The sequence below is a fragment of the Verrucomicrobiia bacterium genome (assembly GCA_035577545.1).
In the GTDB taxonomy this organism is placed as follows: domain Bacteria; phylum Verrucomicrobiota; class Verrucomicrobiia; order Palsa-1439; family Palsa-1439; genus Palsa-1439.
This window is the reverse complement of sequence record DATLVI010000035.1, coordinates 24,141-43,224: the sequence shown is the minus strand read 5'-3', so window position 1 is coordinate 43,224 and position 19,084 is coordinate 24,141. Positions and strand designations below refer to the sequence as shown.

Genomic DNA, 19,084 nt, shown 5'->3' with positions numbered 1-19,084 from the left:
TGCTAATGCTTCACGGTGAGCAGCGCGATCAGCCAGATCGTCCCCGCCAAAATCAGCGGCGCCGACGCGGCAGCGCCAAGGCAGGCGTAACGCACAATTTCATCCCTGCTGACAGGTTTCCTCGTCGCGCCCGCGGGAAGGATCGCATTGTCCTGACCAGCCGCCGGATTAAGGCAATCGAGTTTGGTGCGGGCGCGGTTATACTCGAGGCGCGCACCCTCGATGACACCGAGCGCCCGGCTCAATTCGGCGCGGACGTTGCTGCTGTTCCAGTCTCCATCGTTGATTTGCTGAATCTGCTCGGCATAATCACGGAAGGCGTCGATGGTCTTGCTGGAAAGTTCGGCAAGCCGCTGGGATTCGATCTGCTGGCGTTCAAGGGCCAGCAGGCCCCGGGCAAGATTGTCGGTGATCTCGGCGCGACCGCGGCTGTACTCCTCCTGCTTGCGGCGCAGTTCTTCGAGTTCGCCCTTCTGGCGTTCGAGCTCTTCCTGTTGACGGCGCAACGTGAGCAAGTGTTCGCGGGCCTGATCGAGTTTTGAATCGACCTCTTCACGATGTTGCGGCAGTTCGACAACGGAAAGCGTCGGCCCGATACTGGATTCGGGCATAATGGTGGCGGCGCCACCTCCCCCCTGTTTCATACAAACCTCCTCCTTGTTGGGCGGAGCATAGCAGGGTGCCGGAAAAAGTAAAGACTGTTTGCGCTATTTGGCTGCAAAAATACCTGCATCGGGCCCGAAGCGTGGTCAGAGTTCCAGTGACTCGACCTTCTTCAAGGCGAGCGACATGGGGATGCTGGTGGCCGCAAGGCTGAAGAGTGAGACGAAAACCCAGGAAAAGACGTACCCCCACGGCTGGACTCGCTCCCCGAGGCTGCCGATGGCAAAACCCGTGTACATCGGTGTCACTTCCGCACCAATGACCACCACCACATAGACAAGACTCAGGATGAAACAGAATGTGCCGCCAAAACCAGAGACGATCTTCGCGGGATTATCGTCGCGACGGTTGGCCGTCGATCCGGAACTGAAGTTTGGAAACAGGGCGCCAATGCCCACCGCAATGCCGCACAGCGAAAAGCTCATGACGACCACGGTGGAAGCGAACAGCAACGTGAGCCCGCCCGGTATATGGAGCATCCAACTCGACGTGAGCATGAGAACCAGCGTGATGGCCGCAGTGCAGACACTGCTGAGCCAGAATTTCTCCAGCAGCACCCGCTTCAACCCGTAGGGCACCATTCCGATCATCCACAAACGTTTACCTTCCAGGCTGAATTGGGGAAACACGAAGCGGGTTGTGAGCGTCGCCAGCGTCATACTCGAGGCCCCCAGGTTGAGGAAGGAAACAAAGCTCGCCCAGAGTTCCATGTTCCGGTCGTAGGCAACGCTGCGGAGGTTGAGCACATACATCCCCAGTAGGCCGAAAAAGATGACGAACTGACTCCACTGCGACGTGTCGCGCCAGAACACACGAATGTCCTTGATCACGAGTGCGCGGGTGGCATGGTGCATCCGCGGCCACAAGTTCACGAAGCGCTCGACGAGGGCGGTGTGCGGCAGACTGATAGGGGTGTCCAGCAATGGGACGCCAAGCTCAAAGTGGCCCTGGCTGTGATTGCGGGACCAGCCTTCGTAGTATAAGTGGCGGCTGACGGTGACGCTGACCAGCGTGGCCATCATGGCGTTGCTCAGGAGAACCAGAAAGAAGAAAGCCCCTCGCCCCGACCATCCTTCGCCCCACGCGATCATGCTTGAGGCGACCCAGTAGCTTGGTAAGATCGGTTGCACCGCCACGTGACTGGTGTGGAGCAACTGGTGCAACGCCGCCACGATGTGCGCATTTTCCAGATCCTCCGCCTGCATCGGCTTCAGGAAAATAATCGCGCACACAATCCCAACAAAGCCCACGCCAAAGAGCATCCACTTGAAAATGTGGCGGTGCAGGTAGCGTGTCACGATCAAAATCGCCACACAACCGATGGCCGCCGGGATCACGGTGAAGGGTATAAACAACAGGAAGACCTTCAGGTAAAACCCTATGGATACGTGCCGCGCGTTTCCATAAGCGGCCATCAAGGGCGCCGACAGGAACAGGAATGCCCAACTCGCCAGAAGGGTGGTCTCCATCAGTTTCCATCGAAACACATCCAGACTACGCACCGGCAGCGTCAGCATCCATTGTGTTTCCTGGCTCTTGAAGAGCGTGGAGTAGCCGATGATCATGTTGGAGAACATCAACATCAAAAACAGGAAAGCGAAAAACAGATACAGCATGCGGTCCACCACCAGCCCCTGCATCCCCGGCAATTCCCCCAGCTTATGGAAGCCCATGAAGAACACCGTGTAACCCGCAAACCAATAGCCGATCACGAACAGGGTGATTACGGAAACCATCAGAAACGACTTTTCCCGCACCGCAAGAACGCGGCGACGTAAAATGCAGGCATTCACCCCGGCAAACAAACGAAAGAACTGTAGCGCGTTCATGGTAGCCCGGCGGCTGTCTCCTCCCCGCGCGTCAACGCCAGGAATGCATCTTCCAGTTCGCCTTTCTCGCCGCTTACCTCGCGCAATTCGTCGATCGTGCCCACAGCAATCAGCCTGCCGCGGTTGAGAATGCCCACCTGGTCCGCCAGTTCCTCGGCGATGTGGAGAACATGCGTTGAGAGGAACACCGTCACACCGGCGCGCGAACGCTCTTTGAGCACGTTCTTCACGACGCGGGCGCTACGGGGATCGAGCCCGACCATTGGCTCGTCAATGATGATCACCTTAGGCTGGTGCAGCAACGCGGACGCGATCACGAGCCGTTGCCGCGTACCGTGTGAAAGATTCTCAATCATCTGTCGGCGTGTTTCATCGAGGCCAAAGACGTCGAACAATTCGTCGCTCGCGCGTACCACATCAACCCGATCCATCCCGAACAGTTGGCCGACGAAGAGCATGAACTCCATGGGTTCCAGTTTGTCGTACAGAAACGGCATGTCCGGCACATAGCTGAGGATCTTGCGCGCTTCGACAGGATTCTTCTGGATGTCATAACCGCCAATCAGCGCGCGACCGGACATGGGCTTCAGCAGCCCGGCGAGCAGCTTGATCGTGGTCGTCTTGCCCGCGCCGTTGGGACCCAGAAAGGCGAAAAACTGCCCCTGGGGGATGTCCAGGTTCAGGTCGTTGACAGCAATCAGGCCGCCGTAGCTCTTGGTTAAGTGTTCTGTCAGAATCATCTGTTCATTCCATTCGGTGCGCCCGGCGCATTAGTCGTCTCGGCTGATAATCCGTTCCATCCGTCAATCCAGCGCTAAGCATCTCCAACCCGAGTGACGTGGTCACTTTCAGCACCTGGCCCGAATCGTCGACCCATATTTTCGTCCACATCTGGTCATCGACCTTTGTGTCGATCAGGTACACACGCTGCGAATCGCCTGCGATCTCAACCCGGTCGTAGTACGTGGTGGTCTCTGGCCGCGTCCCCATCGCCCGCTCGCTGTCCGACGATGCTGTCAGCGAACCGGGCATTCCGCTGCCGAGAAAACCCAGATTCCCCAGTCCCGGCATACCAATGGCGCTGGCAAAACCGGCTCCCTTGACCTGATCAAAGTCGAGGGTGCGCTCATCATGGATGCCGTCGTAGCTGAAAACGACTTTCACCTTCCTGGTGCGGTCGCTTCCCTTGATATCGACACGACTGTCACCAAAGATCGCACTGATATCGAATCCATCCAGCTCCAATTTCGGGTTGAATTCGCTCTTGCCATCCAGGGATAATCGGGTTTGCGAGCCGAGCATATAGAGGTTCATCTTCAAATCGGTGGTAACTTCGTAGCCATCGGGTTGTTGTCCTGACCCTATTTGCTCCACCGGCTTATCATTCATCCTTGGCTGGATTCGAATCTCGCATATTCCGATGGGAATTTTGCGATAGAACACATCCAGACGGGCAGGATTGGAGTTCGCGAATATCTTTTTTAAGATACGGTCGTTCGGGACCGTTTCGAGGACGGTCGGCTGGGGGAAAATCTCGACGCGCACAAGGGTGGCCATCATGGCCACCCAAAACGCAATCACCAACCCTGCCAATACCCTGTTCAGCATACAAGTCTCGCTACTTCCCTACCTGCTTAACCGACTACGGAATCATCAACTGCTGGCCCACCTTCAACTGGTCCTTGCTCGGGAGACCGCCCCGATTCGCCTGGTATATCTTCTCCCAAGCCGACCGAGTGCCATAATACCGCAAGGCCAGCGACTGCAATGTATCCCCTCTTTGCACGACATACGTGCGAGCCCGCGACAACTCTGTGGTCGATGGCTCGGCGAACACCGTTATCGGCGCGGCCGCCATGACGATGGGGGGCGCAGAACCCGGCGTCACCACACTGATCGGTGCCGGCGTCGAAACGACCGCTGCGGTCAGCGGTTCAGCGGCCGATGTCGCAGTCACGGTTACCGTTTTCTCCAGTTCGGCAACGCGGGAGCGAAGCGTAGCATTTTCCTGCAGAAGCGCCGCCTTGTCGCTTTGCAAGCGCGCCAACTCACCCGGATCGACGACCGGTGATTGAGGTAACTTCGCCGCCAACGACAACTTGGCGCGTTCGATGAAATCTTCGACCAATTTCCTCTTCTCAGAATCGGGCCGCAACTCCAGGTAACGCCGATAATGGTAAATCGCAGCGATCGGATCGCCCAGTTTATCATCGCTCAACAGGCCCAACTCCAGGTGGGCCTTGGCAAAGTCCGGGTTCGCCGACAGCGTCTTCTTATAGAACTCCGCCGCGGCGGGGAAGTCTTGCTGTTCGTAAAGCTTCTTGGCCCGCAGGTAGTTGACCTCCTGCTCGGCGGTGACATCCGAGACGGGAGCGGAGCGCTCGCAGGCCGCCGATAGAGCGAACACCACCGCCAACGCGAACGGGCGGAACCGACGCCCGACCAAGGCCTCGACATGGACTCGTTGGCTCGTCAGAGTAGTCTCCATACCTCGTGTTTACTGGATGCCTAACGGATGCGAATAGTAGCACGGTCTGGCCAAAAACACAACTGTACTTAGCCGTTTCATTGCGAATTTTTGTCACAGTTTTTGCCCCTTGACGCTCGCCGGGCGCTGCCGGTAAGATACAGCCAGTTTTCCAAGTCAAATTCGGACCCAAGGGAGGTGAACGCCGTGGCTGAAGCTTATTGTGTAAAATGCAAGGCGAAGAAGGAAATGGCAAATGCTCAGGAAGTCACCATGAAGAACGGGCGTCCTGCCATGCAGGGAGTTTGTCCCGATTGCGGCACGAAATTGTTCCGCATCATGGGCGGGAAGAAGTAGGCTCACGACGCATCGTGACCGGGCCAATTGGTCCTGGAAAAAAGTGAGTATGAGTCCCTCGCTGGCCGACTGGCTTGCGAGGGTGGTTTGTTTTGATTAGCATTACACAGGTGTCGTTTGGCTGTCCCAATTCATTAAATCAAGTTAAGTGATGAGCGCAAAAAAAGAAGAGTTGGCTTACGTACTGATCAACCCGTACACGGTTCACAAATCACGCACGGGCGGCGTGATCGCCCGCCTGTTCACGCGCACCGCGCTGGAGCTGGTGGCAGCACGGATGTTTGCCCCCAGCCGCGAGCTTGTCGAACGCTATGCCGAGGTCACCATTTCGACGAAGGACCCGCAGGACCGCAAGATTCAGGAGCTTATTCGGCAGTACATTCTCGACAATTATTCGCCCGACCCGAAGACCGGCCAGCGCCGCCGCGTAATGATGCTGTTGTTCCGCGGCGAGGACGCCGTGGCCAAAGTGCGGCAGGTCGTCGGCAGCTTTCACTCTGACAAAGGCACCGCGGGCGAAACCATTCGCGATACCTACGGCGATTACGTCGTCGGCTCGGATGGCCAGGTAAAATACTTTGAGCCGGCCGTGTTGGCCGCGCCCAACTCCGAAGAGGCCGAGGCCAAGCTCAAGCTGTGGGCCAAGTACTCCGAGAGTGACGGCGGCTTCCTCGAAAACGTCGTCCCCTATCCCAAGAACGCGAAAATCGAGCAGACACTCGTCCTGCTAAAGCCCGACAATTTCCGTTTCCCGAGTGCGCGCCCGGGCAACATCGTCGACATGCTTTCACGCACGGGCCTCTACATCATCGCCATTCAGGTCCATCGCATGAGCGTGGGCGAAGCGGAAGAGTTCTATGGACCTGTCCGCGCAATTCTCCGTGAAAAACTCAAGGACATCACGGGTCAGCGCGCGCGTCTGGCCCTGGAGAAGGAACTCGGCTTTGGACTCAACCCGCAGACCGAGAAAGCGCTGGGTGAACTCATGGGTCCGCTCTTTGCAGACGAGCAGTTCAGCCAAATCGTGCAGTTCATGACGGGCCGCCGGCCGGAAGACTGCTCTGGCCCCGCCAAGTCCCAACCCGGAATGGAGAAAATACTGGCGGTCGTTTACGAAGGGCCGGATGCCGTTTCCAAGATTCGCAACGTCCTCGGTCCCACCGATCCGCGCAAGGCGCCGCCGGGCACCATCCGCCGTGAATTGGGCCAGGACATTATGATTAACGCCGCACACGCCAGCGATTCGGCCGAAAATGCGCAACGGGAAATCAAAATCATCAAGCTCCGCGAGAACAGCCTGAAGCCACTCATCGAAGAGTCGTATAACTGTAAACTTTGAAGTCTCAACTCTGAAATCTCGAATCGTCTAATTAGTTTAATCAGAAGGATCACCCATGCAACAGCTCGCACAACGCGCCACAACCCTGACCCCGTCGCTGACCCTCGGCATCGATGCGAAGGCGAAAAAGCTCAAAGCGGAAGGAGTTGATGTGTGCGGCTTCGGCGCCGGCGAACCCGATTTTGATACCCCGCAATACATCAAGGATGCTGCCGCCCAGGCTCTGGCCGCCGGCTTCACAAAGTACACGCCATCCTCGGGCATCCCGGAATTACGGGCCGCTATCGCGGAGAAGCTGAAGAACGAGAATGGCCTCGACTACAAGCCATCCCAGGTCATTGTCAATTGTGGCGCGAAACATTCGTGTTTCAACGTCATCCTCGCGACTTGCCAGGCAGGCGACGAAGTCATCATTCCCGCGCCGTACTGGCTGAGCTACCCCGAAATGGTCAAGCTCGCCGATGCCTCACCCGTGACCGTCCAAACCGAAGAGGAGAACGGCTTCAAGATCACGCCGGACCAGTTCCGCGACGCAATGACGCCGGCCACGAAGCTCATCATCCTCAACTCACCGGGCAACCCGACCGGCTCCGTGTACACTCGCGAGGAATTGCAAGCCCTCGCGGAAGTGGCGCTGGAAGAGGACATCCTCATGCTGTCGGACGAGATTTACGAGAAAATCGTCTACGATGGCACCGAGTTTGTCAGCCTCGCGTCCCTGGGCAGCGAGGTTTACGACCTGACGATCACCGTCAACGGCTTCAGCAAGGCCTACGCGATGACCGGCTGGCGTCTCGGCTACATCGCCGCGCCGGACCACATCGCCGCCGCGATCGACTCCATCCAGTCGCATTCAACTTCGAATCCGACCAGTTTTGCGCAGAAGGGCGCGCTTGCGGGATTGAAGGGCGACCAGTCGTTCATCGGGGAGATGGTCAAGGCCTTCACCGAACGCCGCGCGTACATGCACGATCGGCTCACGAAGATTCCGGGTGTTACCTGTGTGAAACCGATGGGCGCTTTTTACATGTTGCCGAATATTTCCAAGTTCGGCCTCAACTCGACCGCTTTCTGCTCGAAGCTGTTGGATGAACAGAAGGTTGCGGCGGTCCCTGGCATCGCTTTCGGCAGCGATGCGCACATGCGCCTCAGCTACGCCTGTTCGATGGAGAACATCCAGAAAGGCCTCGACCGGATCGAAGCTTTTTGCAAGAGCCTGAAGGGGTAGCCCTTCCCCGCAGACCGGGTCTTTCATGAAAATTGCGCTTATCGGCCTGCCGCAAGTCGGCAAGAAGACCGTCTTCTCGCTGCTCACGGGCATGGGGATTGACCACTTGCTAGGCCGCGCCGCCGAATACCATGTCGGCGCGGTCAGGGTCGCCGATCAGCGCATCGACAAACTTTCGGCGATGTACAACCCGAAGAAGACGAAGTACGCCGAGATTGAGTGCACGCTGGCCCCCGCCCCGCCCCACGAGCCGAAACCGCGCGAGCAATGGCTCAACAAGTTGAAGGACATGGATGCGTTCTGCCATGTGGTCCGGGCATTTGAAGATCCGTCCGTGTTTCACGTGAACGGCTCTGTCGACCCGCTACGCGACATCGACGCGATGAACCTGGAGTTAGCCATCAGCGATCTCAGCCTCATCGAGACGCGCCTCAATCGCATCGCGCAGGACCAGAAGCGGAAATTCGAGCAGGAACGCGCCGACGAAGCCGCGCTGCTCGAAAAACTCAAACCGCACCTCGAAGCAGGCAAATCGCTTCGGGAATACGCATGGCACGAGGGCGAAGAGAAGCGACTCCGCTCGCTGCAATTCCTCACGGTCAAAGGCATCGTCACCGCGCTGAATTGTGGCGAAAACAATTTCCCTAACCCGAAGCTGGTGGACGCGGCGGAGTCGAAACTCACCGGGCCGCGTTCCGAAGTCTGCGAACTCAGCGCCAAGACGGAGGCCGAGGTTGCCCAGATCGAAAACCCCGCCGAGCGAGCCGAGTTTCTGGCCGCGCTCGGGATCACGGAACCGGCGATCAACGTCCTCACGCGCTTCCTCTATAAGGCGCTAGGTTACATCTCGTTTTTCACGAGTGGCGAAGACGAAGTGCGCGCCTGGACCATCCGCCACGGCGCCACGTCCGTCGATGCCGCGCACGCCATTCACTCGGACCTCGCCCGCGGTTTCATCCGCGCAGAGGTGATGAAATACGGCGACCTGATCGGGGCCGCTGCCGGCCTGCACCCTGAAACTTCGGCGAAGGTCTGGCACGCCGCCGAAGTGAAGCTCAAGGAAACCGGCAAGCTCTATATCAAAGGCAAAGAGTATGTCGTCGAAGATGGCGACATCATCAACATCCGCCACAGCGGCTGAGAAGGTTGCGGGTAATTTCCAATTCCTGGAAGGTCCGGTCTGGGTTCCCGCGCGAAACGAATTGCTCTTCTCCGACATCCCTGTTAACAGGAGGCAGGCTCTACAAAGGAGTGCACGATGAATGAACTGGAGAATTCAGGTTCAGCCGCGAACCTCACCCCGGCCCAGGAGTCACTGCGGCAGCTCTGGGAAGAACACGTGCGACACGAGTTCGCCACCCACAACACCGGGGACACGCTCGACACGATGGTCGAGGACGCTTACGTCAACCATATCCCCGTGTTGACGGGAGGGGTTGGCCGTGACGAGCTGCGGGAGTTTTACTCCAAGCGTTTCATTCCCCAGATGCCACCTGACACCGAGATGACTGCCATTTCGAGGACCATCGGCAACGATCAACTGGTGGACGAAATGGTATTCAAATTCACCCACACCATCCGCATGGACTGGATGCTCCCGGGCATTGCGCCGACGGGAAAGCGGGTGGAGGTTCCGCTCGTCGCCATCGTTCGATTCCGGGAGGGCAAATTGGCCCACGAGCACATTTACTGGGACCAGGCTTCCGTGCTGGTTCAACTGGGCTTGCTCGACGCCGGGGTCCTGCCCGTCGCGGGTATTGAAAGTGCGCGCAAGGCGCTTGACCCAAGGTTGCCATCCAATACACTGATTCGCCGTGCCGACCAACGCCAGTAATCATTCAATTCCCGCTGAAAAAATCGCGGGCGACTTTCAATTCCTTGAAGGTCCGGTCTGGGTACCCACCCGGAATGAACTGCTCTTTAGTGACATTCCCGCCGGCCGGATCTGCCGCTACACGCCGGCGACGAATTCATTCAGCATTTTTCGCGAACCGAGCGGGCAGGCCAACGGGAACGCGCTCGATCCCCAGGGCCGCCTCGTCACTTGCGAGCATGAGAACCGTCGCACCTCGCGCACCGAACTGGACGGAACGGTCAGCGCTCTCGCCACGCATTACGAAGGCAAGCGACTTAACAGCCCCAATGACATCGTCTGCAAGAGCGACGGCTCGGTGTACTTCAGTGATCCTCCCTATGGGGTGAACCCCGAACTGCGCGAGTTGGATTTCCAAGGGGTGTTCCGCGTTTCGGCGGATAGCGAAACCCTCACGTTGGTTGCGAGCGACTTCATCAAACCCAACGGCCTCGCCTTCTCACCCGACGAAAAGATCCTCTATGTTGCCGACACGGAAATCGGCCATATTCGCGCTTTTGATGTAAGCCCCGACGGCACCCTCACAAACAGCCGCGTCTTCTGCAACGTAGAACGCCCCGATGGTTTTCGCGTAGACGTTGAGGGCAGTCTTTACATCTCTGCAATGAAATCGGTCGAGGTGTTCGACCGCACCGGGAAGAAGTTCGGCGAGATCACCTTGCCCGAACGCCCCGCCAACGTCGCCTTTGGCGATCCCGACCGCCAAACCCTCTACATCTGCGCCCGCACCGGTCTTTACCGCGCCCGCATAAATGTCCCCGGGGCGAAATAAGATTCATTCGGCGCTGGCACTGCGAGTGGCATTTAGCAGCCAGAGCAGTTCCGTCTCGAAATCGTGGGGGCCGGTGTAGTTGGCGAAACTAAGGGAGCGGTTGTCCAGCAGGAGGCGCGCACCGAGGTTCACCTTGGCGGATGTCAGGCCGGACAACTCACCGAGGAGCACGCGGAAGTTCGCGGCGGTGTTCAACTGCTTCTTCGCCCCCAGGCCGGAAAAGTCGAAATGTTCGGGACTCAAGGCAAATTGCTCGCCGGCAGTCGTGACAACCCGGGCGAACGTGATGGTGCGGGTGGATTTCACGGGCTTCTCTTCCTTCTTCTTTTTCTTGTTGCCGCCACCCAGTAAGCCGGGCGGTATGCCGGTGGCGAGAAACACACCGACCCCTACCATCATGGCCCCCATTTTTTGTTCGTCACCGCCCGAGGCGCGCTTAATAATCTCTTCCGAAAACTGGCCCGCAGACACGATTTCCGCCTGTGCCCACTCAAGGAAGCGCGTCGGGTCCTTCGGTGATTGCAGGCGCAGGGTGAAGCCGTTGGACGCGAACTCAACACCCGTGGTCACTCGCGGCTCCGCGGGAGCGCGCACTGCAGTGTTGTCGATGGCCAGAACGCCGCCGCCGCAATCACCAACGGCTTCAACGATTCGTTGCGCCTCTTCCTCTGTGGCCTCACGCTCCAAAAACCCCCACCCTTTCCGAATCTTTGAGCGGGCGTCGTAATCGTTGAGGCCATAAACCTGCGCCACAACGGGGGCGAGCGTGTCCAGGTGGTCAAGGGGGAATTGGCGAAATAAAACGGATTGGCTCACGGAGCGCACCATACCTGCAACAGTCCGCGAAGGCAAACTCGCGCCGCTGGTTCACTGGAGGAGTGCGGCATCTCGAATTATTGCTTGCCTACTTGCACCTTCCTCCCTCATATTCCGCTTTGGCTAGGAGCGGAGGATGAGTCCTGCGTCACTCAGAGGCAAGTGGCAGGAATTGAAAGACGGAAGTGTTGTGGCCCGTCCTCCTCATTGACCATGACCACTTCGTCAACAGCCGGCAGTTCCAAGAGCGGCCAAGTCAGAAAGGAACTTGTTATGAGTCATTTCTCGCGGGCGTTCCCCTACCTGCTCATCGCACTTTGTCTCGGTCCCACCAATCGCATGTTTGGCGCCACCCACACGGTCACCACTACCGGCGATACCGGCGCAGGATCCCTGCGGCAAACAGTCGCCACTTCGACGACGAACGACACCATCGATTTCTCGGTCACGGGAACCATCACACTGACCAGTGGTGAAATCGCGCTCGATAAGAACCTGATCGTGTCCGGTCCCGGGGCTGATGTTCTGGCCGTCAGCGGCAACAACGCCAGCCGCATCTTCAATGTCGCCAGCAATGCCACGGTTTCAGTTTCGGGACTAACCTTCAAGAATGGCACCGATGCTTCCGGTGCCGGTGGCGGCATCCACAACGCGGGCACATTGACTCTCCTAGCCTGCACAATTTCCAACTGCCAGGCCGGCGCAGCGGGCACGCCCCTTTCCGGTGGCGGCGCGATCTTCAATGCTACCTCGGGCGTCCTGGTCGTCGTGAACAGCACGCTGGACCACAATCAGGCCACGGGTGGCGCCGGCGATGAGTCGGGTGGCGGCATCTATAATGCGGGCGGTTCCGCGACCATCAGCAACAGCACGGTCGCGGCGAACGTCGCCCAGGGAACGAATGGTTTCGGTGGTGGCGTGTTCAACCTCTCCGGCTCGAACGTGCTGATTAGCAGCACGGTCGCCCTCAATTCAGCGGCGGGAGCCGGCGGCGGTGTGGCCAATTCCAACGGCGTGTTCACCGTGACTGACTCCATTATTGCAACCAATGCCGCAACGAGCGTGACGACCAATGCGCCCGACGCGATCGGCGACTTCGTTTCCGGCGGTTTCAACCTGATCGGTGACGCGGATGACAGCACCGGCTTCGGAGGTGACCTCATCGGCTCGGCTGCTTCTCCTCTCGATCCTCTGTTCGGACCTCTCCAGAACAACGGCGGGACAACCTTCACGCTCGAGTTGCTGCCGGGCAGTCCGGCCATCAACGCCGGCAGTTGCGCCAGCACCAACGGAACCGATGCCGACCAACGTGGCTTCCCTCGTCCGGTTGGATCGGCTTGCGATATTGGCCCCTTCGAGGTGCAGGCCTGCACCAACCTCGGATCGACGATCACCTGCATTTCAACCAATCTCGTTGGTGTGCCCATCGACCCCGCAGGCGGGCGAGTCTTTTTTGACACCCCCACGTTCACCAGTAGCTGCCCCGGAGCGAACGTCCAGACCACACCTCCTTCGGGCGGCCTGTTTCCGATCGGCACCAATGCAATCCCCGCTGTTCTTCTCGACGCATCCGGAACGGAGCTGACCAATTGCTCGTTCACCGTCATCATCCGCGGCATCGACGAGGAACTTAATGACGCCATTGCGGTGGCACAGGGCCTCGGCTTGAGTTTGAAACTGCAAAACGTGATCGTGCGCAAGCTGAACGCTGCGAAGAAGACGCTGCTGGCCGGACACAGAGGTCAAACGTGCCGAACCCTGCAAAAGTTGGTCACTCGCGTCAACGCGGAGGTCCGCCATGGTTTCATAACGACGGACCAGGCGAATCAGCTTTTCGTGCCAATTTCGGGCGTCGAGGGCGCGGTGGGTTGCCGGTAGTTGAACCGCTGTCGATGCGAGAAGTTTGTGGGGCTTTGTGGCGTATTGACCACGGGCATGAAGTCAATACTCTGCATGGTCTTTCGTCCAGCCAGGCCATGAACTTTCTATTGCCCGTCACCGTGTGTCTGCTATCATCGCCACGCTTTTAGGCGAGGAGAACCACAATTCATGGCAAAGATTTCCATTCAAAACGGCCGGCTCAACGTTCCCGACAGTCCAACCATTCCCTTCATCCGCGGCGACGGCACGGGGCCCGATATCTGGGCCGCCAGTGAGCGCGTGTTCGACGCGGCGGTGAAGAAGGCGTACGGGGGCAAACGCAAGATCGAATGGCTGGAGGTTTTCGCGGGCGAGACCGCGTTCCAGAAGTTCAACAACTGGTTGCCAGACGAGACCGTCAAGGCGTTCCAAGACTACCTCGTCGGCATCAAAGGCCCCCTCACCACGCCCGTCGGCAAAGGCATCCGCAGCTTGAACGTCGCGTTGCGCCAGATGCTCGACCTGTACGTCTGCCTGCGCCCCGTCCGCTGGTTCAAGGGCGTCCCCTCGCCTGTTAAGCATCCCGAGAAAGTGGACATGGTGATCTTCCGCGAGAATACGGAGGACATTTACGCGGGCATTGAGTATGCCGCAGGCACCCCCGAGGCGCAGAAGGTTCTCGATTTTCTGGCAAAGGAATTCCCAAAGGATTTTAAGAAGATTCGCTTTGGCTCGCTCGAGGCCGCGCAGGGATGGCAGGGTCAGTTGGAGAAGATCGGCGCACCCAAGCGTTCGGTGAACGTGCAGGTCGGCATCGGCATCAAGCCGGTAAGTTATCTCGGCACGGAACGGCTTGTGCACACGGCCATCGGCTACGCCATCCAGCAGAAACGCAAGAGCGTCACGCTCGTCCACAAGGGCAACATCATGAAGTTCACCGAGGGCGGCTTCCGCGACTGGGGTTATGATGTCGCGAAGAACTTTTACGGCGCGGTGGAGATCGACGGCGGCCCGTGGTGCAAGATTCCCGACGGCAAACCCGGCGCGGGCCTCGTCATCAAGGACGCCATTGCCGACATCGCGCTCCAGCAAGTGCTCACCCGCCCCGAGGATTTCAGCGTCATCGCCACGCTCAATCTCAACGGCGATTATCTCAGCGACGCGCTCGCCGCGCAAGTCGGCGGCATCGGCATCGCCCCCGGCGGCAACATCAATTACATCACCGGCCACGCGATCTTCGAAGCCACGCACGGCACCGCACCCAAGTACGCCAACCAGGACCGGGTCAACCCCGGCTCCGTCATCCTCAGCGGCGAAATGATGCTGCGCTACCTCGGCTGGACCGAGGCCGCCGACCTGATCCTCCAGGGCATGGACGGCGCCATCAACGCCAAAACCGTCACCTACGACTTCGCAAGACAGATGGAAGGTGCGAAGGAAGTAAAATGCAGCGAGTTTGGTGATGCGGTGATTGCGAAGATGTGGGCGTAAACAAACGGTATGAACATCAACGATCTAGTTTCTGTCGCCAGCAAGCCATTGTTCTGGATCGTCTCGGCCCTCTTCTCTATCCTTCTTTCGGTCGTAGCCAACCTCCTGACACCCCGGGTGTCACAGGTCTTACTTAAGCGTCGAGGCCTTTGGAAACAACGCCTCATGAAGAAACAGGCGGTACTTCTTGGGAAGGTTATAATTGTTTTTGAGAAAGAGAATTTGATACTAAACAGCAAACTGGACTCTATCCACGCTCTGTTACTGGCTTGCATTCTGTTGCTCTTTGCGTTCGCGTTCTTCTTCTGGAAGTTGGTGATGGCTGGGCACGGCCCACAATGGGCCTTAGATGTCGTGAGCATCGGCATGGGCGGCATCGGTATGATTCTCTTTTTGCTTGGAATGCTCGCAGCAAACATAGGAATGAATCAAATGCAGATTGTTCGGCTCGCCGAACGAAGACATACGGCTGGAGTGGAATTCCTACGAGACTTTGATGGAGAGCCTGCCGCAAAAGATTTGGTTACATTTTTTGCTAACTGGGACAAGAAGGAATTTGGAGTCACGTGCAATGAGGCTCTGGATGTCTTAAGCCAGAAAGCCATCAAATCAGAAGCCAAGACATGAAGGCAGTGGGTTTGGTGATGCGGTGACAGGCAAGAAGTAACGAACCACATACCCTTGGGGACGGGCCAAAAGCACCATATGTCTACAATCATTCGATGGGACCAAGCCAGATGGGACATTACGTATTCGTTCGACGCGCTCTCCTCCTTTCTCGATACGATGGAAGCGCAGCTTGAGGAAGTTCGTCGACTCGAAGGGGCACGGCTGCAAGCAGAGTATGACTCGTTCAAGTCAAAGGATCAGAAGGACTACGCATTCTTCATGGCTGACTATGAGGACGAGGTACAGGCTCAGAAACACAGGCTAGACGTAATGTTTCCTCGCATCCTCAGGTATTCCCTCGCAACACAGCTATTCATGCTGATTGAAACGAATTTCGACGCAGTGTGTGACGAGATTGCAAAACGTCGAAAGCTACGGCTCCGTTCAAGAGATTTTAGGGGGGCGTTATTTGACCGTGTCAAACTTTTCATGAATGCGGCAGCTAGCCTGCCGTTGGTATACGACAAGAGTTGGCAGGACTTGACCAAGCTTCAGAAAGTCAGAGATTGCATCGCTCATGTCGGCGGGAAGATTGAAGAGTCACGTGACCATGAATACCTTCGTAAGTTGATCGTTGAGCACCAAGACGTGGCGGGTCCTGATGAGGACGGTCGCTTGGAACTTGAACGTACGTTTTGCATTAAAATGATCGCAGCATCAAAATCCGCTTTCAACCAGATATTTGAAACAGCTGGCTTCGGGCCGGCGCAACCCACATTCGAAACGAAGACGACCAGTTAGCGTGGTCTCGACGGTTGCAAGCCAAGCGGAGGGCACGAGAAAATGCGGTGAAGCGAATTCAGCAATGCGGTGATTACCAAGATGTGAACCCCGAACAACGATTGTCGTTGGATGAAACTTAGGCCCAGCATATTTGACAGCAAGTCCGAAGCTGAGATCTTTCGCTCCCTGAGTTCGCGATGGACTCCAAAGCTGGCGCTTTACCCATCTGTCCCCTTCCCAAAAATCATTGAGGTTTCTGGTGAAGAACTGAGGCCCAAGGAGCGAGACTTCTTTTATAAGACAAATATCGACTACACTTTTTGTGTTGGTTCGGGCCGTCCAATTCTCAGCATCGAGTTTGACGGCATTGGGGGTGGTTACAGCAAGAATGGAGCTTATATCCCCGCTCGACCTACGATCGATCCCTACCGGAAGCTGAAACTGGATTTCAAACTCAAACTGGCTAGAAAGGTGAATTATCCCTTCGTTGTTGTCTCGTACGACGAGGCTCGGATGTTTGACTCCGACGAGTCACTAATGTTTCTGGATGGGATCATTGGGGAAGTCGTGGCACAAGATGAGTTTCAACGTCGCGTGGCTGAGATGTATGAGGAATCAAGGCCCGAGATCGGAAGGATTGAAGGAGCTGATCGAGATGAGCTTCTCCAAGACCTGGTTCTAGCCGCTGAAGTAGAAGCCGAGATGGCCGTTGACCCTGTAGCGCAAAAGGCTTCGCAATACGAATGTCTGGCAAGCGACCGAAAACTCGCACAGAGGATCAGTGAGTCATACCTCCATGATCCACCGCTTCCTGATATGAAGGATTTCTTTGACGTGAGAGCTCTGAAGGCACGGATTGCAGGAATTCAGAAGGCTGTTGAGGTCGGTTACGAAATTACGGTTGATACACCGAAGGGCCACGTGCGTGAAGCAGTGTGGCTTCGTAATTTTGAAGGACTGGGCATTTCGCCTTCATCTATCGCGAAAAAAATCGCGGAGTATTTGGTCTTCAAGCGAGCCTGCGGTGATCAGGCAGTGTAGAATTTACGACTCCATCGTCCATCCAAAATTGAAGATGACACCAGCGAATTGTTAAGCCGCACCGTTTGTCCACCACCCCGCCGATTGCCACGAGAGTGAACGCATGCGGCATCGGCTTTAGGGAAGCGGTACCTGACTTTTTCGGTCACACCTTCCGTGTAATATCATTAATCGATATTTGTTCTCGACTTGAACCGGCTTATGAGATAGGGTTTGCACGGTTCTTTGAAATATATGTGACCTGAGGTTTGGCCAAGGGCTGACGGCGGTCACGGACCGCCGCTACAGGGAAGAGGATGCGCAAAAACATGCGTTTCTGCGAAACGAACCCAAATTCTTTGAGGCACAATTCGATTGGATGCACTTTATGGATAGGATGTTAGCCTGAATTATAGGAAAATGACAAATGGGTTCGTTTTTGCCGAAATGACAGCTTTGCGAGGGCGACAGTAGGCGGAGGTTTCCAGCAGTTGGTATGCTGGCGGCAAAGTTACCGACTCCGATTTGATCGCGTGGCTCGTAGCTACGCGGGTCGCCCACAGCAACTCTCGACCAACAGGCGCAACGGGATTATACGACGATCCCGAAGCGTGAAGTTTCCCTCCTGAACCTTCCTAGGTGGAATTAGGTACGCTGCCCAATTGATGCGTTGCAGGGCCGGACGTATTATGCGGGCAGGAGGTTGTTATGAATGCGATGGCGGTGGAAAAAGGGTTGTTGTCGGGAGACCTTTCCTATGTGCGATTGGGGAACGGGCCGCAGACGGTGGTTGTTTTTCCAGGACTGGCTGATGCGGCATGGGACGTGACAAGTCGGAAATGGGATTTCTCCTCCCGTCATCGACGTCTCGCGGATGCATTCACTGTCTACATCATCAGCAGGAAGCGCGGACTGCCGCGTGGTTACACTACACGAGACATGGCGGACGATTACGCGCGGGCATTTGAAGGCGAGATTGGCTCGGCCGACGTTTTGGGGATTTCTCTGGGAGGTTACGTGGCCCAGCATTTCGCCGCGGATTATCCGGACCATGTGAAACGGCTGGTGATCGCCTGCGCCGCGCACCGCGTCAGCGAAGAGGGACGGAAAACCCCGAAGCGCTGGTTGACCTTGGCGCGGCAAGGACATTGGCGGGAGTTTTACCAGGACATTTGCAGGGTCACAGTGGAGGAATACCGCCACACTTTCAAACGGTTCCTGGTTTCATTGATACAAACGCCTCCGCGCAATCCCGCAGATTTTCTTGTTTCCCTGGAAGCCTGCCTTGCCCATGACGGCTGGGAACCATTGGCCCGAATTCAGGCGCCGACCCTGGTGATCGGCGGCACCGAGGACATCTTTTTCCCACCGTCGCTGTTGCGCGAGACGGCGCGCCGCGTACCGGAAGCCACCCTGCGGTTCATTGTTGGCGGCGGCCATTCGGCGTATGAATTGCACAAGCAGGAGTTTCAAGACGCGGTCCTGGGATTCCTGCAGAATCACGAAGCAACGTTGGCTGCGGCAGGCGATCCACTGGCTACAACCGGCGAACTACAGGTGACGGCATGATGGGCATGTTGTAAAATGCCGGCATGCCAACATTCATTGAAAAACCTACGCGCATCACTGCGGCGGGCAACAAACCGAAGCTCATAGACGAATTCATCGGACGCGTGAATTCGAAGACTGACGCTGTCAGCATCGCCCATATGCGGAGTCCGTCGGGTTGGGTGGAACCGGGGCAAACGCCGCAATTCGACGAGTACACCTACGTACTGAAGGGCGTGCTGCAGGTGAAACACAAAGGTGGCGCACTCGAAGTCCGTGCCGGACAGGCCGTCATCACGCGCAAGGGCGAATGGGTCCAGTACAGCACCCCGTCAGCGGACGGTGCCGAGTACATCGCGGTTTGCCTGCCCGCTTTCTCTCCCGACACCGTCCACCGCGACGAGACCTGAGCGAACAGGTCTCCACGCG

The 19,084-nt window shown here is 57.2% G+C and carries 19 protein-coding genes; 13 read left to right on the top strand and 6 right to left on the bottom strand.

Features of this window, described 5'->3' with window-relative positions; translation table 11 throughout:
* Positions 1-2: 2 nt before the first annotated feature.
* From VNL17_13320 to VNL17_13300, 5 genes are all read right to left on the bottom strand, one after another.
* Complete coding sequence (locus tag VNL17_13320) at positions 3-644, bottom strand: hypothetical protein (protein ID HXI85060.1); 642 nt, start codon at positions 642-644, stop codon at positions 3-5.
* A gap of 105 nt (positions 645-749) precedes the next feature.
* The gene (locus VNL17_13315) at positions 750-2,492 is read right to left on the bottom strand and encodes a hypothetical protein (protein ID HXI85059.1); all 1,743 of its coding nucleotides are present in this window, start codon (positions 2,490-2,492) and stop codon (positions 750-752) included.
* A complete protein-coding gene (locus tag VNL17_13310; protein ID HXI85058.1) occupies positions 2,489-3,232 on the bottom strand; it encodes an ABC transporter ATP-binding protein in 744 nt (247 codons plus the stop codon). The genes VNL17_13315 and VNL17_13310 overlap by 4 nt, the downstream gene beginning before the upstream one ends.
* Positions 3,233-3,236: 4 nt before the next feature.
* The gene (locus VNL17_13305) at positions 3,237-4,100 is read right to left on the bottom strand and encodes a hypothetical protein (protein HXI85057.1); all 864 of its coding nucleotides are present in this window, start codon (positions 4,098-4,100) and stop codon (positions 3,237-3,239) included.
* A gap of 34 nt (positions 4,101-4,134) precedes the next feature.
* The gene (locus tag VNL17_13300; protein HXI85056.1) at positions 4,135-4,980 is read right to left on the bottom strand and encodes a LysM peptidoglycan-binding domain-containing protein; all 846 of its coding nucleotides are present in this window, start codon (positions 4,978-4,980) and stop codon (positions 4,135-4,137) included.
* A 186-nt stretch (positions 4,981-5,166) separates the two neighbouring features.
* Here VNL17_13300 and VNL17_13295 point away from each other — a divergent pair, with 186 nt between their 5' ends.
* From VNL17_13295 to VNL17_13270, 6 genes are all read left to right on the top strand, one after another.
* Positions 5,167-5,316: a DUF5679 domain-containing protein gene (locus tag VNL17_13295; GenBank protein HXI85055.1), complete on the top strand. Its 150-nt coding sequence runs from the start codon at positions 5,167-5,169 to the stop codon at positions 5,314-5,316.
* Positions 5,317-5,467: 151 nt separating this feature from the next.
* The gene (locus tag VNL17_13290) at positions 5,468-6,655 is read left to right on the top strand and encodes a nucleoside-diphosphate kinase (GenBank protein ID HXI85054.1); all 1,188 of its coding nucleotides are present in this window, start codon (positions 5,468-5,470) and stop codon (positions 6,653-6,655) included.
* A gap of 55 nt (positions 6,656-6,710) precedes the next feature.
* A complete protein-coding gene (locus tag VNL17_13285; GenBank protein HXI85053.1) occupies positions 6,711-7,883 on the top strand; it encodes a pyridoxal phosphate-dependent aminotransferase in 1,173 nt (390 codons plus the stop codon).
* Positions 7,884-7,908: 25 nt separating this feature from the next.
* A complete protein-coding gene (locus VNL17_13280) occupies positions 7,909-9,024 on the top strand; it encodes a DUF933 domain-containing protein (protein HXI85052.1) in 1,116 nt (371 codons plus the stop codon).
* A 117-nt stretch (positions 9,025-9,141) separates the two neighbouring features.
* Complete coding sequence (locus VNL17_13275) at positions 9,142-9,717, top strand: ester cyclase (GenBank protein HXI85051.1); 576 nt, start codon at positions 9,142-9,144, stop codon at positions 9,715-9,717.
* Positions 9,698-10,528 carry an SMP-30/gluconolactonase/LRE family protein gene (locus VNL17_13270; protein HXI85050.1) on the top strand — a complete coding sequence of 277 codons (831 nt, stop codon included), beginning with the start codon at positions 9,698-9,700 and terminating at the stop codon, positions 10,526-10,528. The genes VNL17_13275 and VNL17_13270 overlap by 20 nt, the downstream gene beginning before the upstream one ends.
* A gap of 3 nt (positions 10,529-10,531) precedes the next feature.
* Here the strand turns inward: VNL17_13270 and VNL17_13265 are convergent, their stop codons facing one another.
* Positions 10,532-11,344 carry a hypothetical protein gene (locus VNL17_13265; GenBank protein ID HXI85049.1) on the bottom strand — a complete coding sequence of 271 codons (813 nt, stop codon included), beginning with the start codon at positions 11,342-11,344 and terminating at the stop codon, positions 10,532-10,534.
* A gap of 273 nt (positions 11,345-11,617) precedes the next feature.
* Here VNL17_13265 and VNL17_13260 point away from each other — a divergent pair, with 273 nt between their 5' ends.
* The 7 genes from VNL17_13260 to VNL17_13230 all read left to right on the top strand — a co-directional run bounded on the left by VNL17_13260 (position 11,618) and on the right by VNL17_13230 (position 19,065).
* Positions 11,618-13,222 (top strand): choice-of-anchor Q domain-containing protein, encoded by a 1,605-nt coding sequence (locus tag VNL17_13260; protein ID HXI85048.1) that lies wholly within the window; start codon positions 11,618-11,620, stop codon positions 13,220-13,222.
* A 171-nt stretch (positions 13,223-13,393) separates the two neighbouring features.
* Entirely contained in the window at positions 13,394-14,695 is a 1,302-nt protein-coding gene (icd, locus tag VNL17_13255) for an isocitrate dehydrogenase (NADP(+)) (protein HXI85047.1), read from the top strand.
* Between the two features lie 9 nt (positions 14,696-14,704).
* On the top strand, positions 14,705-15,322 hold the full coding sequence (locus tag VNL17_13250) for a hypothetical protein (protein HXI85046.1): 618 nt from the start codon (positions 14,705-14,707) through the stop codon (positions 15,320-15,322).
* A 78-nt stretch (positions 15,323-15,400) separates the two neighbouring features.
* Positions 15,401-16,105, top strand: a complete 705-nt coding sequence (locus tag VNL17_13245; protein HXI85045.1) for a hypothetical protein — start codon at positions 15,401-15,403, stop codon at positions 16,103-16,105.
* Between the two features lie 111 nt (positions 16,106-16,216).
* Positions 16,217-17,128 (top strand): hypothetical protein, encoded by a 912-nt coding sequence (locus VNL17_13240; protein HXI85044.1) that lies wholly within the window; start codon positions 16,217-16,219, stop codon positions 17,126-17,128.
* A 687-nt stretch (positions 17,129-17,815) separates the two neighbouring features.
* Positions 17,816-18,676 carry an alpha/beta hydrolase gene (locus VNL17_13235; GenBank protein HXI85043.1) on the top strand — a complete coding sequence of 287 codons (861 nt, stop codon included), beginning with the start codon at positions 17,816-17,818 and terminating at the stop codon, positions 18,674-18,676.
* A gap of 23 nt (positions 18,677-18,699) precedes the next feature.
* Positions 18,700-19,065, top strand: coding sequence for a cupin (locus VNL17_13230; protein HXI85042.1), 366 nt, complete (start codon positions 18,700-18,702; stop codon positions 19,063-19,065).
* Positions 19,066-19,084: the final 19 nt, after the last annotated feature.